Annotated in this window: 22 protein-coding genes; 10 read left to right on the forward strand and 12 right to left on the reverse strand. The window is 64.3% G+C overall.

The window, feature by feature from the left end:
* Nucleotides 1-54 precede the first annotated feature (54 nt).
* The gene (locus ABWI03_RS05815; protein ID WP_124567450.1) at nt 55-1,485 is read right to left on the reverse strand and encodes a gamma-aminobutyraldehyde dehydrogenase; all 1,431 of its coding nucleotides are present in this window, start codon (nt 1,483-1,485) and stop codon (nt 55-57) included.
* Nucleotides 1,486-1,654: 169 nt separating this feature from the next.
* Between ABWI03_RS05815 and ABWI03_RS05820 the strand changes: the two genes are divergently transcribed.
* A complete protein-coding gene (locus tag ABWI03_RS05820; RefSeq protein WP_235169999.1) occupies nt 1,655-3,172 on the forward strand; it encodes a PucR family transcriptional regulator in 1,518 nt (505 codons plus the stop codon).
* Nucleotides 3,173-3,208: 36 nt separating this feature from the next.
* On the opposite strand, the gene ABWI03_RS05825 is transcribed toward ABWI03_RS05820, so the two are convergent.
* From ABWI03_RS05825 to rpmB, 7 genes are all read right to left on the reverse strand, one after another.
* A complete protein-coding gene (locus ABWI03_RS05825) occupies nt 3,209-4,570 on the reverse strand; it encodes a flavin monoamine oxidase family protein (RefSeq protein WP_095971067.1) in 1,362 nt (453 codons plus the stop codon).
* Between the two features lie 156 nt (nt 4,571-4,726).
* A complete protein-coding gene (locus ABWI03_RS05830) occupies nt 4,727-5,191 on the reverse strand; it encodes a hypothetical protein (RefSeq protein ID WP_124567448.1) in 465 nt (154 codons plus the stop codon).
* Nucleotides 5,192-5,210: 19 nt separating this feature from the next.
* Nucleotides 5,211-6,149, reverse strand: a complete 939-nt coding sequence (locus ABWI03_RS05835) for an AEC family transporter (protein WP_058037885.1) — start codon at nt 6,147-6,149, stop codon at nt 5,211-5,213.
* A 112-nt stretch (nt 6,150-6,261) separates the two neighbouring features.
* Entirely contained in the window at nt 6,262-6,519 is a 258-nt protein-coding gene (rpsR, locus tag ABWI03_RS05840) for a 30S ribosomal protein S18 (protein ID WP_003946414.1), read from the reverse strand.
* A 9-nt stretch (nt 6,520-6,528) separates the two neighbouring features.
* Complete coding sequence (rpsN, locus tag ABWI03_RS05845; RefSeq protein WP_095971064.1) at nt 6,529-6,834, reverse strand: 30S ribosomal protein S14; 306 nt, start codon at nt 6,832-6,834, stop codon at nt 6,529-6,531.
* A 2-nt stretch (nt 6,835-6,836) separates the two neighbouring features.
* The gene (rpmG, locus tag ABWI03_RS05850) at nt 6,837-7,001 is read right to left on the reverse strand and encodes a 50S ribosomal protein L33 (RefSeq protein WP_003946358.1); all 165 of its coding nucleotides are present in this window, start codon (nt 6,999-7,001) and stop codon (nt 6,837-6,839) included.
* A gap of 4 nt (nt 7,002-7,005) precedes the next feature.
* Entirely contained in the window at nt 7,006-7,242 is a 237-nt protein-coding gene (rpmB, locus tag ABWI03_RS05855) for a 50S ribosomal protein L28 (protein ID WP_003946346.1), read from the reverse strand.
* A gap of 104 nt (nt 7,243-7,346) precedes the next feature.
* On the opposite strand from rpmB, the gene mrf reads away from it, so the two are divergent.
* The 9 genes from mrf (at nt 7,347) to ABWI03_RS05900 (ending at nt 14,353) form a co-directional block, all read left to right on the forward strand.
* On the forward strand, nt 7,347-8,600 hold the full coding sequence (gene mrf / locus ABWI03_RS05860; protein ID WP_200316260.1) for a ribosome hibernation factor-recruiting GTPase MRF: 1,254 nt from the start codon (nt 7,347-7,349) through the stop codon (nt 8,598-8,600).
* A complete protein-coding gene (locus tag ABWI03_RS05865; RefSeq protein ID WP_124567445.1) occupies nt 8,597-8,851 on the forward strand; it encodes a type B 50S ribosomal protein L31 in 255 nt (84 codons plus the stop codon). Before mrf ends, ABWI03_RS05865 begins: the two co-directional genes overlap by 4 nt.
* Entirely contained in the window at nt 8,851-9,024 is a 174-nt protein-coding gene (gene rpmF / locus ABWI03_RS05870; RefSeq protein ID WP_200316259.1) for a 50S ribosomal protein L32, read from the forward strand. Before ABWI03_RS05865 ends, rpmF begins: the two co-directional genes overlap by 1 nt.
* An 18-nt stretch (nt 9,025-9,042) precedes the next feature.
* Complete coding sequence (locus ABWI03_RS05875) at nt 9,043-9,654, forward strand: trimeric intracellular cation channel family protein (RefSeq protein ID WP_003946409.1); 612 nt, start codon at nt 9,043-9,045, stop codon at nt 9,652-9,654.
* Nucleotides 9,655-9,724: 70 nt separating this feature from the next.
* Nucleotides 9,725-10,411 (forward strand): response regulator transcription factor, encoded by a 687-nt coding sequence (locus ABWI03_RS05880; protein ID WP_003946387.1) that lies wholly within the window; start codon nt 9,725-9,727, stop codon nt 10,409-10,411.
* A 65-nt stretch (nt 10,412-10,476) separates the two neighbouring features.
* On the forward strand, nt 10,477-11,856 hold the full coding sequence (locus tag ABWI03_RS05885; protein WP_020908630.1) for a HAMP domain-containing sensor histidine kinase: 1,380 nt from the start codon (nt 10,477-10,479) through the stop codon (nt 11,854-11,856).
* A 227-nt stretch (nt 11,857-12,083) separates the two neighbouring features.
* Nucleotides 12,084-13,592 (forward strand): S1C family serine protease, encoded by a 1,509-nt coding sequence (locus ABWI03_RS05890; protein WP_296554338.1) that lies wholly within the window; start codon nt 12,084-12,086, stop codon nt 13,590-13,592.
* An 80-nt stretch (nt 13,593-13,672) separates the two neighbouring features.
* Nucleotides 13,673-14,170, forward strand: a complete 498-nt coding sequence (locus ABWI03_RS05895) for a MogA/MoaB family molybdenum cofactor biosynthesis protein (protein ID WP_185564609.1) — start codon at nt 13,673-13,675, stop codon at nt 14,168-14,170.
* 6 nt (nt 14,171-14,176) lie between these two features.
* A complete protein-coding gene (locus ABWI03_RS05900) occupies nt 14,177-14,353 on the forward strand; it encodes a hypothetical protein (protein ID WP_185564585.1) in 177 nt (58 codons plus the stop codon).
* Nucleotides 14,354-14,425: 72 nt separating this feature from the next.
* On the opposite strand, the gene mscL is transcribed toward ABWI03_RS05900, so the two are convergent.
* The 4 genes from mscL to ABWI03_RS05920 all read right to left on the reverse strand — a co-directional run bounded on the left by mscL (nt 14,426) and on the right by ABWI03_RS05920 (nt 16,773).
* On the reverse strand, nt 14,426-14,848 hold the full coding sequence (gene mscL, locus ABWI03_RS05905) for a large conductance mechanosensitive channel protein MscL (RefSeq protein WP_298777495.1): 423 nt from the start codon (nt 14,846-14,848) through the stop codon (nt 14,426-14,428).
* Nucleotides 14,849-14,947: 99 nt separating this feature from the next.
* Nucleotides 14,948-15,694, reverse strand: a complete 747-nt coding sequence (locus tag ABWI03_RS05910; protein ID WP_298777498.1) for an SAF domain-containing protein — start codon at nt 15,692-15,694, stop codon at nt 14,948-14,950.
* 77 nt (nt 15,695-15,771) lie between these two features.
* On the reverse strand, nt 15,772-16,083 hold the full coding sequence (locus tag ABWI03_RS05915; protein ID WP_003946378.1) for an FmdB family zinc ribbon protein: 312 nt from the start codon (nt 16,081-16,083) through the stop codon (nt 15,772-15,774).
* A 111-nt stretch (nt 16,084-16,194) separates the two neighbouring features.
* Nucleotides 16,195-16,773: a 5-formyltetrahydrofolate cyclo-ligase gene (locus tag ABWI03_RS05920; protein WP_095971058.1), complete on the reverse strand. Its 579-nt coding sequence runs from the start codon at nt 16,771-16,773 to the stop codon at nt 16,195-16,197.
* Nucleotides 16,774-16,787: the final 14 nt, after the last annotated feature.

A 16,787-nucleotide genomic window follows, 5' to 3' on the forward strand; every position in this document is an offset into this window, starting at 1 on the left:
GCCTTTATTAACCGCGGGGGGTTGATAAAGGCGCACAGCAGGAGGGGCGGCGACTCAGTCGTGCGAACTCATGACGTGCTTGAGGCGGGTGTAATCCTCGACTCCGTAGGCCGAGAGATCCTTGCCGTAGCCGGAGTACTTGAAGCCGCCGTGCGGCATCTCGGCGACGAGCGGGATGTGGCAGTTGATCCACACCGCACCGAAATCGAGAGCAGCGGAGACGCGTTGTGTGACACCGTGATCCTTGGTCCAGATGCTCGAGGCGAGGCCGAAGCGAACGTCGTTGGCAAGCGTGATCGCCTCCTTCTCGTCGGAGAAGCTCTGGACTGTGAGGATAGGACCGAAAGTCTCTTCCTGCACGATGTCGTCGGATTGTGCGACGCCGGTGATGACCGTCGGCTCGAAGAAGAATCCGGTTTCGCCCGAACGCTTTCCGCCGGTAACGATCTTGGCTGATGCCGGCAGGTTGGCGATCTTGTCGCTCACGGCGTTGAAGTGGTTGATGTTGTTGAGCGGGCCGTAGAAGGCATCAGGGTCGGAAGGCGCTCCGGGCCGCAGCTTTTCGGCGTTGCGCACGAGGGCTTCCACGAGCTGATCGTGGATGGATTCGTGGACGAGCACGCGGGTGGCCGCGGTGCAGTCCTGACCGCCGTTGAAGAACGCGGCTTCGGCGATGCCGGTGGCGGTCTTCTCGATGTCGACGTCACCGAACACGATCGCCGGTGCTTTGCCGCCCAGTTCGAGGTGCGCGCGCTTGAGTTGCTGCGCCGCGGACACGGCGACCGCGATGCCTGCCCGTACCGAACCGGTGATGGAGACGAGACCGAGGGCCGGGTTCTCCACCAACGTCGCGCCGGTACCGCCGTTGCCGAGCACGACGTTGAACACGCCGTCCGGCAGGATGCCCTTCGAGAGCTTCGCCAGGACCAGCGTGCTGCCCGGTGTGGTGTCGCTGGGCTTGAGGACGATCGTGTTGCCGGCCGCGAGGGCAGGCCCGATCTTCCACAGCGCCATCATGAACGGGTAGTTCCAGGGAGTGACCTGACCGACGACACCGATGGGCTCACGACGGACGTACGACGTGAAACCCTCCATGTACTCTCCGGCGGCCTTCCCCTCGAGAAGGCGTGCGGCTCCGGCGAAGAACCGCATCTGATCGGCTCCGACCTTGACCTCTTCGTCGGCGATCATCTGGTGCGCCTGGCCGGTGTTGGCGCTTTCGGCTGCGACGATTTCGTCGCTGTGCGCTTCGATGGCGTCGGCGAGCTTGAGGAGTGCGGCCTGCCGCACGCTCGGCGTCGTCTTGCCCCAGGTCTCGAATGCGCGCTGTGCGGCTTCGACGGCGGCGTCGACGTCTGCCTTGGTGGAGATCGGCGTACGCCCGACCACACTCTCGTCCACGGGGTTGATCAGGTCGAGTGTTTCCGTCGCGGTTGAGGCGACGAATTCACCGTTGATGTAGTTCTCGAGTACGACGATCGACATCGGTACCGGTTCCTCTCGAGGTCGAACGAGTCCCGGCCGAGGTGATCGACACAGAACTCGCACTGTGTGGGGCGTGTGTGAGCAAGTGTGCGCTGACTCACAAGTAAAGACAGCTGCCAAAAAGGTGAAATCTTTGATCGCTGACGCGCCGAGTTGTACAGTCCTGCCCATGACGATCGCTGTGCGGTGGATGTTGGCGCAGCCGGACCTCGCGCTGGAACTCAAAGGCGGGGCGCAGGGGGTCGGTCGCGAAATCACGTTTGCGCACGCCACGGAGTTGCTCGACCCGTTCCGATGGTTGACCGGCGGCGAATTCATTCTCACGACGGGCATCCGTTTGCCGTCCACTCAGCAAAAGCGCGGCCGCTACCTTCGAATGCTCGATGCGGCAGGCGTAGCTGCGGTCGGGTTCGGGACCGGACTCTCGTACCCCGAAGTTCCGGCTGATCTGGTGGCTGTCGCCGACGAGATCGGCCTGCCGCTGATCGAGGTGCCGCTGCCGACGCCGTTTGCCGCCGTCGTCAAGCGTGTGATGAGCCGGTTGGCAGAGCAGGAATACGAAGCGGTCCTTCGGGCGTCGCGGGCGCAACCGCGGATGACGCGTGCCGTCATTTCGGGCGGAACGGCTGCGACCGTGCGTGAGCTGGCGATCGCAACGTCGGCGACGGTGCTCTTGCTCGACGTCGCCGGACGAGTTCTCGAGAGCTCACCTCAACTGCCGACCGACGAGGTGATCGACGAACTGCGAGCAACTCTCGGGGGCGGTGCGTCCAGTAGCGTGACGCTCGCCAGTTCCGGAGCGTCCATCGCCGTGCAACAGATCAGTGTCGGGCGAACGCCGTACGGATACCTGGCGGTGATCAGTGCGTCGGCGCTCAGCTACGTCGATCAGATACTTCTCGGTCACGCGAACTCGTTGCTGGCGTTGGACTTCGAGAAACCTGCGCGCCTGCGCGCCACTCAGGATCAGCTGAATTCGCATGCCCTCGGGCTGCTGCTCACCGAAGATCGTGACCCGGCGCCGGCGTGGCAACAGATCCGCCAAGCCGCAGACGGCGAGGGAATGATCCGTGGCCTGACCGTTCTGGCGGACACGGCCGACGTCGCGGGACGGGTCGGAGTCGAGATTGCCGAGTTCATGAACAAGGCAGGGCGGCAGTTGTTCTCGCGGATCAACGACACTCGGGTCACGGTGCTGCTGCGTGGAACCGACGACGTCCAGTTCGCCCGCGAGCTACTGGGCGGGGCATCGAGGTCGGATCTTCGCGCGCTTCGTGTGGGTCTGAGTGCGCGGCGCGTGGTCGCAGCACTGGCGGTCGCCGTCGAACAGTCCCAGCTGTGTGCGTCGGCGGCGGAAATCGGCGGCGAGCCTTTGGAATTCGCGGCTCTGACCGGCAGTGTGCTGCTGTCCTTCGATTCGACGCGTGAAGTGCTCAATACGCTGGCGGAAACGATGATCACCCCGATCGAGGACTACGATCGTGACAACGGCACCGAACTGTTGGCATCGTTGCGGGCATTTCTCGAGGCCAACGGGCATTGGGAAGCGGCAGCGATCACGATGGGCGTCCACCGGCACACCCTGCGAAGTCGAATGGCGAAGGTGGAGAGCCTGATCGACTGTCGGCTGGAGGTAGCGAGAGTTCGTGCGGAACTGCTGCTCTCGATCATTGCCCGGCAATCGTGACTGCCGGGCAATGATCGAGACTTGGCGAAGCGGCCGTCAGGCCTTGCTGCGGGCGATGATGTCGGCGGCGGTGCGCTGACCCATCCGAACGGCACCGTCGACGTGCTGGTACCCCTCGGCTGCGATGTCGGAGCACGAGAAGTGGATCGGTCCGACGGGCGTGCGGGAATCCGCGCCGTAGCGGTGCAGGCCGCCGAGATCGAAGCTCGCCGCGTACGCACCGCGGGTCCATTCCTCCGAGCCCCAGTCGGATTCGTAGTACACAACCGGCTCTTCGGCCTTCGGGCCCAGGTAGCGGGCGAGTGAGGCCAGAATCGTGGCCTTACGCTCCTCGGCGGAAAGCTCGAACATCGCGTCGGCCTTCTCGTCGGAGACAAAAGCGACCAGGGTGCCGCGATCGTCCTCGTGGTTGGTGTTGTCGTACACCTCCTGCACTACCTCGGACGCGCCGAAGCCGGTGCCGGAGAGGCCGTCTTCGCGCCAGAAAGGCGTCTCGTACACGGCGTGCACCTTGATGACGAGGCCGAGAGACTGATGCTGATGCATCTGGTGCTGACGACGCGGCAGCGGGGGATCGTAGGAGATCCGGGAGTAGAGGTTGGGTGGTACGGCCAGGATCACTCGGCTTGCCTCGACGCGAATGTCGCCGTCCGCCAACACCGTTGCACCGGATTCGTTCCACTTCACCGTACGCACGGGTGCGTTGAGGAAGACGTCGTCACCGAGGGCCTCCGCCATGCGGATCGATACCTGCTGCATTCCGCCGATCACTCGCTTGTCGAGGATGAAGTCCTCGTCGACGAGGTGGGAGAACGAGCCTGCGGAAGCGGCCATGAGTACGGCCTGCAGGGCGGAGAACGAGTGGGCGGGCTTGGTGAGCATGCCACCGGCGATGAAGAGGCCGATGTTGTCACGGGCCTCGGCGTCGTCGGACTGATTGATCAGCCACTGCTTGAAGGAGACTGTGTCGAGATCGCGGGCGAGGGGATGTGCCCACGGCTCCTCGGCGCCGATCTGCGCTGCGAGATCGTCCATCTCGTCGATGAGACGGTCCATCTCCTTCTTGGTGGTCTCGTTCGTGGGGAAGGAATCGCCCGTGTATCGAGTCCGCTCGCCTGCTGACGAGATGTAGACGGACTCGCCCTCGCGGTAGCGCTCGAAAGTCTTCAGGCCGAGTTCGTCGAGCAAGGAGATCAGAGCAGTCTGGTCGGGGGAGACCCACTGGCCGCCGATCTCCAGGACTGCGCCGTCGATGGTGTCGGTCCACGTGCGGCCGCCGACACGATCGCGTGCTTCGATCACGGCGACGGACAAGCCGGCCTTGCGCAGCGCGGTTGCCGCTGCCAGGCCAGAGGGGCCGGCGCCGACGATTGCAACATCTCTCTGGAGAGTAGGCACTTGCGAGCTCCTTCATGTTGAGCACCGCTCGAGTCGAAAAGCTGCCGACGAGCGAGTGAACGGGTGTCGGTTTTCAGTCTGTCCTGAGGAGACGCACGCCACACCTGACGAAACGGAGTGTTCGATCGTCGAAGTTGTGCCGTTTAGGCGCGCTTGCTAGCCGTTGATGACGTGACGGTCGCCGAGCGGTCGGCTCAGCGGGACGTCCAAGCTGCCGAACACGGCAACCAGAATGCACATCTTGTCCGCGGCCTCTGGCAGTGCTCCGGTTCGGAGAGTGACGATCACCGTCGTATCGGTCTCTTCGACGGTCGCGTACGCGCCGTAGCACTCCGGAGTGCCGGTCACGAAGTGGACGGCCACCGTGTGATCGTCGACCTCGGACCACGATTCGAACATCGTGGCCGTCGCACCCACGATGTCGGCGCGGCTGTCGAACTCCGTGCCCATCTCGCTGTCGTCGACCTCGTCGGGAACGGGGGTTCCGAGCGACCAGTCGGCGGGACTCGCTTCGTTGGCCGCCATCGGATTCGGTGCGGCAACCGGCCCCGTGGTCTGGGCCCCGACGGAGCATCCGGCCACAGCAAGGCAGGCCAGAACGGCGAGGGTTAGTACACGCATGAATCCACCGTAACCCTGCTCAAGCGAGTAGTGCTGTGACCAGCGCAATTGCCGGAATAGACGCCAAAGTAGTGACAAAGGCACTGTCTCGGGCGAGGACCATTCCGCGCCGATAGCGGCTTGCATAGATGAAAACGTTCTGAGCCGTCGGCAACGTCGAGACGACCACGATGGCGAACAGCTGATGGCCGTCGATGCCGAGGAGGAAATGCGCCATCAGATAGGCCAGCACAGGTTGGACGACGATCTTGAGCGTCGACGCCAGCGCGACGTCGCGTCGAGGACTCGAGCCCTTCTCGAGTACCCGTACGCCGTACAACGAGAGCCCGAATGCCAACAGTGCACCGGGTACGGACGTCGCGCCGATCAATTCGAAAGGCTGCATCAGCGGCCGGGGCGGTACCCAACCGATCAACGCGACGATCAACCCCGCAGCGCCCGCGAGCACGATCGGATTCTTGAACGGGGCAGTGACGGTGTCGATCAGCGAGAGTTTCTCGGCGTCAGCGCCGCGAAGGGCCGTCAGATCGAGGATCGTCAAGGCGATGGGGGAGTAGACGACGATCTGGAAGAGCAGGAGCGGCGCGACGAACGTGGCATCGCCGAGCACGAACACCGCGATCGGGATACCGAGGTTGGCCGAATTCACGTACGACGCCGACAGCGCGCCGATGGTCAGCTCGGGCAGCGGCCGGTCGAGCCAGATCTTTGCGACGACGACGTACAAGGCGCCGACGGCAAAGGCGGTGGCCGACGCGACCGCGAGCGTCGGCGAGAAGATCACCGACAGATCGGACGACGCGAGCGTGGTGAACAGCAGGGCAGGCGTCGCGACGAAGAAGACGAGCCGACCGAGTACGAACTGTCCTTGGCTACCGAGGGTGCCGAGGCGACCGAGGAGATACCCGACCGCGATGACCACAAAAATGACGGTGAAACCCGCAACAACTCCCGACACGCTGCGGGCACCTCTCGACTGGAATGAACGACTCCGGGAAATCTTAGTCCGGGCAACGAAAAGGCCGCGCAGTCGAGTGACTGCGCGGCCTCTTCGGTACTTCTACGTATGACTACCGTGCGGCGGTGAAGGGGAGCAACGCCATTTCGCGGGCGTTCTTCACTGCAACGGCGACCTGACGCTGCTGCTGCGGGGTCAGGCCCGTGACGCGACGGCTGCGGATCTTGCCGCGGTCCGAGATGAACGTGCGAAGCAGGTTGATGTCCTTGTAATCGACATGCGTGATCTTCGCTGCGAACAACGGGTTCTTCTTGGGCTTACGACCCTCTACGGGGCGTGGCTTCTTCGACGGTGAACGCTTGACTGCCATCCGACTTCCTTACCAGCTCGACTTGTGTACGCCAGGCAGTTCCCCACGGTGCGCCATTTCTCGCACGCGAATCCGGGAGAGCCCGAACTTCCGCAGGTGGCCGCGCGGACGTCCATCCGCAGCGTCTCGATTGCGCAATCGTACCGGACTGGCGTCGCGTGGTAGACGTTGCAGGGTCGCTTGGGCCTTCGCGCGCTCCTCGGGTGAGCTTTTCGGGGAGCGGATCGTCTCCTTGAGTGCCGACCTCTGCTCCGCGTATCGCTCGACGACGACCCGTCGCTGGTTGTTCTTCGCGATCTTCGACTTCTTGGCCATGCCTACTTCTCTTCTCGGAAATCGACGTGCTTGCGCAGCACCGGGTCGTACTTCTTCAGTACGAGTCGATCGGGGTCGTTGCGACGGTTCTTGCGGGTCACGTACGTGTACCCGGTGCCCGCGGTGGACTTGAGTTTCACGATCGGGCGGATCTCGTTGCGTGCCATCTGCTCAGACCTTCTCGCCGCGCGCGCGGATCCGGGCGACGACGGACTCGATGCCGTCGCGGTCGATCGTCTTGATGCCCTTGGTCGAGAGAGTGAGCGTGATGCGACGACCCTCGCTGGGCAGCAGGTAGGTCTTGCGCTGGATGTTCGGGTTCCAGCGACGGTTCGAACGCTTGTGGGAGTGCGAGACGGATTTTCCGAACCCCGGCACACGTCCGGTCACTTGGCAGTGAGCCGACATGGGTATTCCTTTCAACTTGCAGATGACAATCATTTTCGACAATGCGGTGAGATCAATGTAGCGTTCAACTTCGGTAATGACAATCATTCCCAGAAAGGCCCGCTGTGAACACGATCTTGGACGGCAGGACTCCGCTGGTCCTGGTCGCCGGTATGAGCGAATCCACCCCACACACCGCACGAGCGTTGCTGCGAACCGGAACTGTTCTGGTTCACCACGACCTGAGCCACGTCCGTGAAGGGGTGGTCAGGCGGACGGTCACCTCGATGACCGGGGGTACCGGGTCTGCCGGCACAGTGTCCGAGCGCGAGACGATCCTCGAGCTCGCGCACGGCTGCGTCTCCTGCACCCTGCGCGAAGACCTGCTGCCGCTTCTGCGTCGACTTCACTCGCACAGTTCGGTGCAGCGCATCGTCCTGTTGCTGGACCGCCAACTCGAACCCGAAGCGCTGTGTTGGGCGATCGAGCACGTCGTCGTGACCGGCGTCGTCGGCCAACTGGACGGACCGGCACAGCGTGACGTCCGTGTCGACGCCGTCGTGACGTGTATCGACGCGCAGACCTGGCTGGCCGACGCCACCGGCGACGACGCTCTCGACGACGACCGCACCCTGGCGCAGGTCGTCGTCGGGCAGGTCGACTTCGCCGACGCGCTCGTCCTACGCGGGTCCGATGGACTCGACGGCTGGCAGCGGTCCCGCCTGAACGCGGTTCTCGCACGCATCGCCCCGCGGGTACCCGTCTTCGATGAGGGAGACGACATCGAGGCACTGCTCCTCGAGGTGCCTGCGGACGCGCGACGCGGTGAGCTGGCCGACGCACACTCGCCGTTGCTGCGTCGTCAGCCGCCGCTCGACGACGACGGCGGAGTGATGCTCGTCGAGTTCACCGCGAACCGGCCGTTCCACCCCGGGCGTCTGCACGAGGCGATCGACGTCCTGCTCGAAGGCGTCGTGTACTCCCGCGGGCGAGTCTGGGTGGCGACGCAACCTGGCGAAGCGCTCTGGCTCGAATCGGCGGGCGGCGGCCTGCGAGTTGCCAGCGCGGACACCTGGCTGGCCGCGATGACGCCTCAGGAACGAGACCGCGTGCCGGCCGAACGCCGTGCGCTCGCCGCCCTGAAATGGGACGAGCGTTTCGGTGATCGCGACACCTCGATGGTTGTTCTGACATGCGGTGCGAATCCGCTCGAGATCGACCGAACACTGCAGCACGCCTTGGTCACCGACGACGAGTTGGCGGACGAAGCGTCGTGGGTCACCTGGGAAGACCCGTTCGGCGAGTTCCACGAAGACCCGTGCGACGAATCCGAATCACCTTATGCCGAAACCGAATCAACGCGAGAGGGAAACGAATGAAGAAGCAGATGCACCCCGACTACCACCCGGTGGTCTTCCAGGACGCCAGCACCGGCAAGAGCTTCCTGACCCGATCGACCGTGACGAGTGACCGCACCGTCGAATGGGAAGACGGTTCCATCTACCCGCTGCTGGTCGTCGATGTCACGAGCGACTCGCACCCGTTCTGGACCGGAGCGCAACGCGTGATGGACACCGCCGGACGCGTCGAGAAGTTCGAGCGTCGCTACGGAAAGCGCAAGGCGCTCTGATGGCCGTTCCCAAGCGGAAGATGTCCCGTTCCAACACCCGCAGTCGCCGTGCCCAGTGGAAGGCGACGGCGCCCGATCTGGTCGAGGTCACGGCCTTCGGACAGACCCACCGGGTTCCGCGCCGACTGGTCAAAGCAGTTCGACTCGGGGTGATCGACCCGAGCCGCCTCTGACCGTGCGATCCTTGGCCGGTGCTGCTGAGGATCCTCGAACTGGTGGGCATCGTGGCGTTCGCGGCCTCGGGTGCCTTGGTGGGCGTCACCAAGCGACTCGACATCTTCGGGGTGTGCTCGGTGGGTGTGTTCACCGGCATCGGCGGCGGTATCGTCCGCGACGTCCTTCTCGGCGTCCATCCGCCCAGCTCCCTGAGCAGTTGGCCGTACTTCGGAACGGCCGCCGCCACCTCACTCGCCGTGTTCTACCTACACGAGCCGCTCAATCGCCTGCGCCGTGAAATCCTGGCGCTCGACGCACTGGGAATGGGCCTGTTCGCGAGTACCGGCGCCGTCATCGCGCTGGACAACAACGCCAGCTCGCTGGCGGCGACGTTGATCGGTGCGACCGCTGCGATCGGCGGCGGAGTGATCCGCGACGTCCTCGTCAACGAGGTGCCGCTGCTCCTGCACAAGGACCTGTACGCGGTTCCCGCACTGCTCGGCGCTGCGTTGGTGGTCACAGTCTCGCAAGCCGGACTGTCCACCAACGCAGCGCTGGTGTGCGGCACCGCGTTCGCCGCGGTGTTCAGACTGCTTGCGTTGTGGCGTCATTGGAGCCTGCCCGGACCGAGGCGAACCCGGGACTGACCGCGACACGCCGGAGCCCGGAATCGGACCCTCTCAGCCGCATCTCAGCACTTCAGTCCAAACTGTCGGTATGCGTATTTTGGTGGTCGACGACGACCGGGCGGTTCGCGAGTCGCTTCGGCGGTCGCTCAGCTTCAACGGCTACACGGTCGAGCTCGCGGTCGACGGGCTCGACGCACTCGAGAAGATCCTCGCCAACCGGCCCGACGCCGTCGTACTCGACGTCATGATGCCGCGACTCGACGGACTCGAAGTGTGCCGTCGTCTTCGAAGTGCCGGCGACGACCTGCCCATCCTCGTGCTCACCGCCCGCGATTCGGTCAGCGAGCGAGTCGCCGGCCTCGACGCCGGTGCCGACGACTACCTGCCCAAGCCCTTCGCTTTGGAAGAGTTGCTTGCCAGGTTGCGTGCACTACTGCGTCGCACCGCACCCGATCTGGACGCCGATTCCGAAATGATGGCGTTCGAGGACCTCACCCTCGACCCGGTCACCCGCGAGGTCAAGCGCGGCGAACGATCGATCAGCCTGACCCGCACCGAGTTCTCCCTTCTCGAAATGCTCATGGCCAACCCGCGCCGCGTGCTGACCCGTGGACGCATTCTCGAAGAAGTGTGGGGATACGACTTCCCGACGTCCGGCAATGCGCTCGAGGTGTACGTCGGCTACCTGCGTCGTAAGACGGAAGCCGACGGCGAGCCGAGGTTGATCCACACCGTCCGCGGAGTCGGCTACGTCCTGCGGGAGACGCCTCCGTGATCACCGCTCCGTTCGGCAAGAGTGCCGAACCGAAGAAGTCCACCAGCACCAACGCATCCGTCGAAATGCGCCCGCCGATGCCGCTCACCCGCTCGGTGTCGTTGCGTTGGCGTGTGACGCTCCTCGCTGCGTCGGTGGTGGCCATCGCCGTCGCCGTCATGGCGATCGCGGCGTACGCGGTGGTTTCGCGTGCGCTCTACGCGGACGTGGATCACCAGTTGCGTACCAGAGCGGCGGTGCTCATCGACAGCAATGTCGTGCGCTTCGATCCTCGGTACATCTCCGGTGCAACGCTCTACACCACCGACATCAGTGTGGCGCTGATCTTCTCGGATCTGAGCACGTATCAGCCGCCCGGTTCCGACGTGCCGATCGGTGAAGCCGAAGACGCCGTCGCGCGTGGCGAGTCGGATTCCTCGCTGCGCACCGTCGACGGCCAGCGTGTGTTGGCCCAACGAACCCATGACGGAAGCACTTTGGTGATCGGCCAGCGACTCGCGCCCACGGTTGCGGTCCTGGACCGGCTGGCGTGGGTTCTCTTCGTGGTCGGCGGGTGTGGCGTCATCCTGGCTGCGGTGGCGGGTACCACCGTGGGCCGCACCGGTTTACGACCTATTGCCAGGCTGACCGCTGCCACCGAACGAGTCGCCAGGACCGACGATCTGACGCAGATCCCCGTGACCGGCAGCGACGAATTGGCGCGCCTGACAGAGAGTTTCAACACGATGCTGCGGGCGCTCGCCGAGTCCCGCGAGCGTCAGTCGCGTCTCGTTGCGGATGCCGGACACGAGTTGCGAACGCCGCTGACGTCGTTGCGTACCAACATGGAATTGCTGATCGCGTCCAGTCGCCCAGGTGCGCCGCAGATTCCCGACGAGGACATGGCGGAACTTCGTGCCGATGTCGTCGCGCAGATCGAGGAACTGTCGACCCTTGTCGGCGACCTCGTCGACCTGGCCCGCGAAGACGCTCCCGAGACCGTGTACGAGCGCGTCGACGTCAGCGACGTCGTCGAACGTGCACTCGAGCGAGCACGGCGCAGGCGCAACGAAATCGAGTTCGAAGCGGTCACCACCCCGTGGTACGTCTACGGAGACCAGGCAGGCCTGTCGCGTGCGGTGCTGAACGTCCTCGACAACGCTGCGAAGTGGAGTCCGAAGGGCGAACAGGTACGCGTCGAAATGCGTCCGGTGGGCCAAGGATTGTTGGAATTGACCGTAAGTGATGCGGGACCGGGCATTCCGGAGGAGGATCGGGAGTTGGTGTTCGATCGTTTCTACCGGTCGACTGCGGCACGTTCGATGCCGGGATCGGGTCTGGGACTTGCGATTGTGCGTCAGGTTGTCGTCAAGCACGGCGGAACCATCGCGATCGACGAATCCGATCGTGGGGGAGCACTTGTTCGTATCGTGCTTCCCGGCGAACCCGGGCCGAGTGCCGAGTAGCGTGTTCTGCAGACCCGTTGGTCCCGGGCTTCGGTGACTGACGTCACGGGTTAATGTGTTCGGCCCGAGAGTCTTTCGGGCCGAGCCGGACGGCACCGGTTTTTCACGACGAACTCTGGGTAAAGTGACAGGCACGTCTCAGCGCCTTCTCAGCAGCGCAAGGCAGCATTGTCGGCAGAACAGTTGTGACTGCCCGTCCGGTGGTCACCGTAGACGAAAGCGAGCCGATGACCGAGGACCGTAACGTCGGGCCGACCCGGCCCGAGCAGCCCAACAACGAGCCCACTACCCAGGCGCAGCCGGCAGCACCTCAGGCGCAGCCGGCAGCACCTCAGGCGCAGCCACCTGTGCAACCCCAGCAGCCACAGGGGCAGGCGCCTCAGCAGCCGTACCAGCCGACCGAGTCGTTTGCCCGACCCACCGAAGCCCGACCCACCGAGGCCTTCGGGCAGGCGCCGCAGCAGCCCACTCAGGCTTTCGGCCACCCGCACGGTGCCCATGAAGCGGCGTATCAGCAGAGCGCCCCGTACGGCGCACCCAATGCCGGTGGCCCCGGTGGCCCGAACGGTCCAGGCGGCGGCCACAACCAGATCCCCGCACCGCTACAGGGGCCGAACTCCGGTTCGACCACCACCAAGCCGAAGTCGGGACGCATGGCCCTGGTTGCCGGCGCTCTCGCTCTGGTCCTGGTCAGCGGCGGCGTCGGTGGCGTGGTCGGAGCCGTCGTCGCGGACCGCAACGGTGGAACCGCGACGGTCACCAACTCGCTGAACGCCCCGAAGCCGACCGCGACCAACACGTCCAACGCTCCCGCCGGTTCGGTTCAGGCCGTTGCCTCGAAGGTGGTGCCCAGCGTCGTGCAGATCGAGGTGGCCACCGCGCAGGGACAGGGCGGTGAGGGTTCCGGTGTCATCCTGTCCTCCGACGGCCTGATCCTGACCAACAATCACGTTGCCGGTGCCCAGGGAGCGCAACTGCGGGTCGCGTTCTCCGACGGAACCAAGGCCTCGGCCACCCTGGTCGGTGCCGATCCCGTCTCCGACATCGCCGTCATCAAGGTCGACGGCCGCAACGACCTCACTCCCATCGATCTCGGCAACTCCGGCGACGTTCAGGTCGGACAGCAGGTTGTGGCCGTCGGGTCCCCGCTCGGCCTGGCCGGAACGGTCACCGAGGGCATCATCTCCGCCCTCGATCGCCCGGTGTCCACGAGCGGCGAGTCGGGCAACCAGAACACCGTCATCGACGCTCTGCAGACCGACGCGGCGATCAACCCCGGCAACTCCGGTGGCGCCCTCGTCAACATGGACGGCCAGCTGATCGGCATCAACACGGCGATCGCCTCACTTGGAGCGTCGTCGGGTACCCAGGGCGGCTCCATCGGCCTCGGTTTCGCCATCCCGATCGATCAGGCGCGCCGCGTCGCCGACGAACTGATCAAGACCGGCAAGGCGACCCAAGCCATGATCGGCGTGACCGTGCCGTCGCAGGACAACGCCGACGGCGCGACCGTCATGGATGTCACTGCCGACGGGCCGGCCGCCAAGGCCGGTATCCCGAAGGGTGCAGTCATCACCAAGGTCGACGATCGTGTTGTCGCAGATGGTGATTCGCTGATCGCGGCGGTTCGCTCGCATGCTCCTGGAGACAAGGTCTCGATCACCTACACCGACGGTGGACAGACCAAGACCGTCGATGTCACGTTGGGAACCGCGGCGGCGCAGGGCGGCCGATGATGTTCGGTGATCAGCAGACGATCGAGCCGATCTTCGGCCAGATCGCAACGGCGTCGGGATCGGACACTACGGTAGGAGTCATGGAACTCGAAGCCACATCGGCCGGCCGCGCTCTGGTCGTCATCGTCGACGATCGCACAGCCCACGGCGACAACACCGACTCCATCGGTCCACTGGTGACGGAACTGCTGAACGAAGCGGGTTTTCTCGTCGATGCGACGGTTGCCGTCGCAGCCGACGAAGTGGAGATCCGCAACGCTCTCAACACCGCAGTCATCGGCGGCGTCGACCTCGTCATCTCGGTCGGCGGTACCGGGGTGTCTCCGCGTGACGTCACTCCCGATGTGACCGCAGAGGTTCTCGATCGCGAGATCCCGGGAATTGCCGAAGCACTTCGCGCCTCCGGTCTTTCGGCCGGATCGCTCGAAGCAGGCTTGTCCCGCGGCCTAGTCGGAGTTTCGGGCAGCACGTTGGTGGCCAACCTGGCCTCGACCAGGCCGGCGATTCGCGACGGCATGGCAACCCTGACGGCATTGGCGAGCCACGTCATCGCCGAGCTGTCCAGCCTCGAGGGCTGAGACAGCTTGTCGGAGCAACCAGATACCCCGAAGAAGCCGCCAGTCGACAAGAAGCGCCTGGCACGCATCTTCGGGGACGTCTTTCCCGAGACGACGTCGGACGAGCGTGGACCGGAAGGGTCGCCGGGATCATCGGACGACGATTGGCTGCGTAGTCAGCGACCCCCGCACCACGGTGGTTGACAAGATCCTCAGCTGAAAAATCAGGCCCTCGGACGCACTGTCCGAGGGCCTGATTTGATCTGCGGGCACTGACTATTCGAGCGTCTTCGCGTGCGCTCCCGTGTCGGCGCTACCGGCATTGGCCGAGAGGATGTCGCGGATCTGGATGAGCAGATCGGTTTCGCTGGCTTCCTTGTCCTCGGGCTCGGAGACGAACTTCTTCTTCGCCGCATTCGCGGGGACGATCAGCACGAAGTAGACGACCGCTGCGATGATGATGAAGTTGATGATCGCGGTGACCACAGCGCCGACGTTCAAGAACGTTTCCGGGTTGCCGGAGATGATTTCGACTCCCCAGCCCATCTCGTTGGAACCGCCGATTGCGGCGATCAGCGGGTTGATGATGTTGCTGGTGAATGCCGTGACGATGGCGGTGAAGGCCGCGCCCACGACAACCGCGACGGCCAGGTCGAGCACGTTTCCGCGAAGCAGGAAGTCCTTGAATCCCTTGAGCATGTCGGTGTCCCCTCGAGTCTCCGATGGCAAGTGCCAGATGGTCCGTTGATACCGAACCGACTGGAAAAATCCTAGAGGAGCTTCGGCCGCTTTGTGCGGTCAGCGGAATGTCACGGTGATCGCATTGGACAGCGATGCCGCGGCAACGACGTTGGCTGCCGGTGTCGGCAGAGCCAGCAGAATCACCTGTTCCTGCTGGTTACGTGTACTTTCCGACGTGGTGACCAACGCGACTACCGCCCCCGCCGCAAGAATCTGCGGGGCCTTGTCGGCAATTGATTCGTTGGGTGTGTCGGGGCGGGATGTGTCAGACCGGGATGTGTCAGGGCCGACGGTGAGGACGTCGACGACATCCCCGCTGCGCAAGATGTCTGCAACGGCCGCATCGGCAAGTCGCACGGGCACGATGCGGGCGTCGTCGGTTCCTACGGACAACCCGGCCAGCCGTGGGCTGAGAACGCGCACGTCGGTGACTGTTTCACCGGTGCGTATCGGGCCGGCAACGGTTCTTCCGACTACCAGTTCGGTATCGGAGACAACTCCTTCGGGAAGTTGTTTCGAGTCGATCTCGCGGATCTCGACATCCGAATTCGCGATCACCTGTCCGGGAGTGAGATTGCGACTCGAGACAACTACAGCGACCGTATCGGTCGCGGGATCGCCTCGGAAGAAGAGAACGACGCCGAGTGCGGCCAGGGCAACGGCTGCGATCTTGCGGACTGTCGCCGGGCGGAATCGTGTGCCGCGCGTCAGTTCGACGACGCGATCGAGGGTGCTCGGGGTGAGATCGAGCTGGGCGCGCAGTGGGTCGGAGCGCCTCGGCGAGCGAGAACGTGCTGACGGCATTCATGCACGTTAGGGCCGGAAGCGGTGCTTCCGGCCCTAACGATGTGAACCTGTGGACAACCCGGAGGTTGTGGAAATCAGCTTGCGGCAGCCTTGGCGGGCGCCGGCGTGCTGGTCGACGAACTCGAGGTCGACGAGGAGTCCGACTTGGACTCGGACTTCGCAGCGGGTGCCGAATCACTCTTGGCCGGCTCGCTCGCAGTTCCGGAGCCGCCGCGGCTGTCGGTGCGGTAGAAGCCGCTGCCCTTGAACACGATGCCGACAGAGTTGAACAGCTTGCGGAGCTTGCCTGAGCAAGCTGGGCAGACCGTCAGCGAATCTTCGCTGAAGGACTGGACGATGTCGAAACGGTTGTCACATTCCGTACATGCGTATGAGTAGGTGGGCACCGGGCTTCCTCCGCACTGTGATGTTCGAGCAGCTGCGTATTTACACCGCAGCCTTTAGCACTCTACAAGTGACAGTGCCAACAGCGCTAATCAGGGATCTATTCCCGCAGATCAATCACGTTGCAGCTGCGTCAGCCCGCCGCCCGGCGTCAATGCCCAGCCCATGGGTACGTCATGGTCGTCGGCCGGCAAGGTCTCGACGAGTTCGGAGTCTCTGACAATTGCCACAAGCCGAGTCTGCGGACCGACCGACCCCAGTGTGCGGTCGTAGAAGCCTGCGCCGCGGCCGAGGCGTGTTCCGCGCACGTCCACTGCAAGTGCAGGGATCAGCATGCATTCCACGTCGGACAGGCTTTCCGGTGGTAGGACGGGTCCGACAGGCTCCCGAATGCCGTACTTCGCCGGTCGCAAACCGTCCGCGCCGCTGTACTCGACCCAGGACAACGGTCCGGGCTCCCCGGTGATCGGAAGTAGTACACGCCCGGCGACCTCGGCAACGGCGTCGAGCAAGTCGGTGGATCCTGGTTCGGTGCGAGTGGGGACGTACGCACACACCGTTGTTCCTTCGACTATCACCGAAGGTATGTGCGTGATCAACGCCGCAGTTTCCGCTTTTCGAGCGTGCTCGGAGACTGCTTCACGTGCTGCGAGTGCGATTTGTCGCCATTGTGCTTTTGTCCGCGGTGTCACCCCACAACGATATT

The sequence above is a fragment of the Rhodococcus baikonurensis genome (genome assembly GCF_040489275.1).
Classification (GTDB): Bacteria; Actinomycetota; Actinomycetes; order Mycobacteriales; family Mycobacteriaceae; genus Rhodococcus_F; species Rhodococcus_F baikonurensis.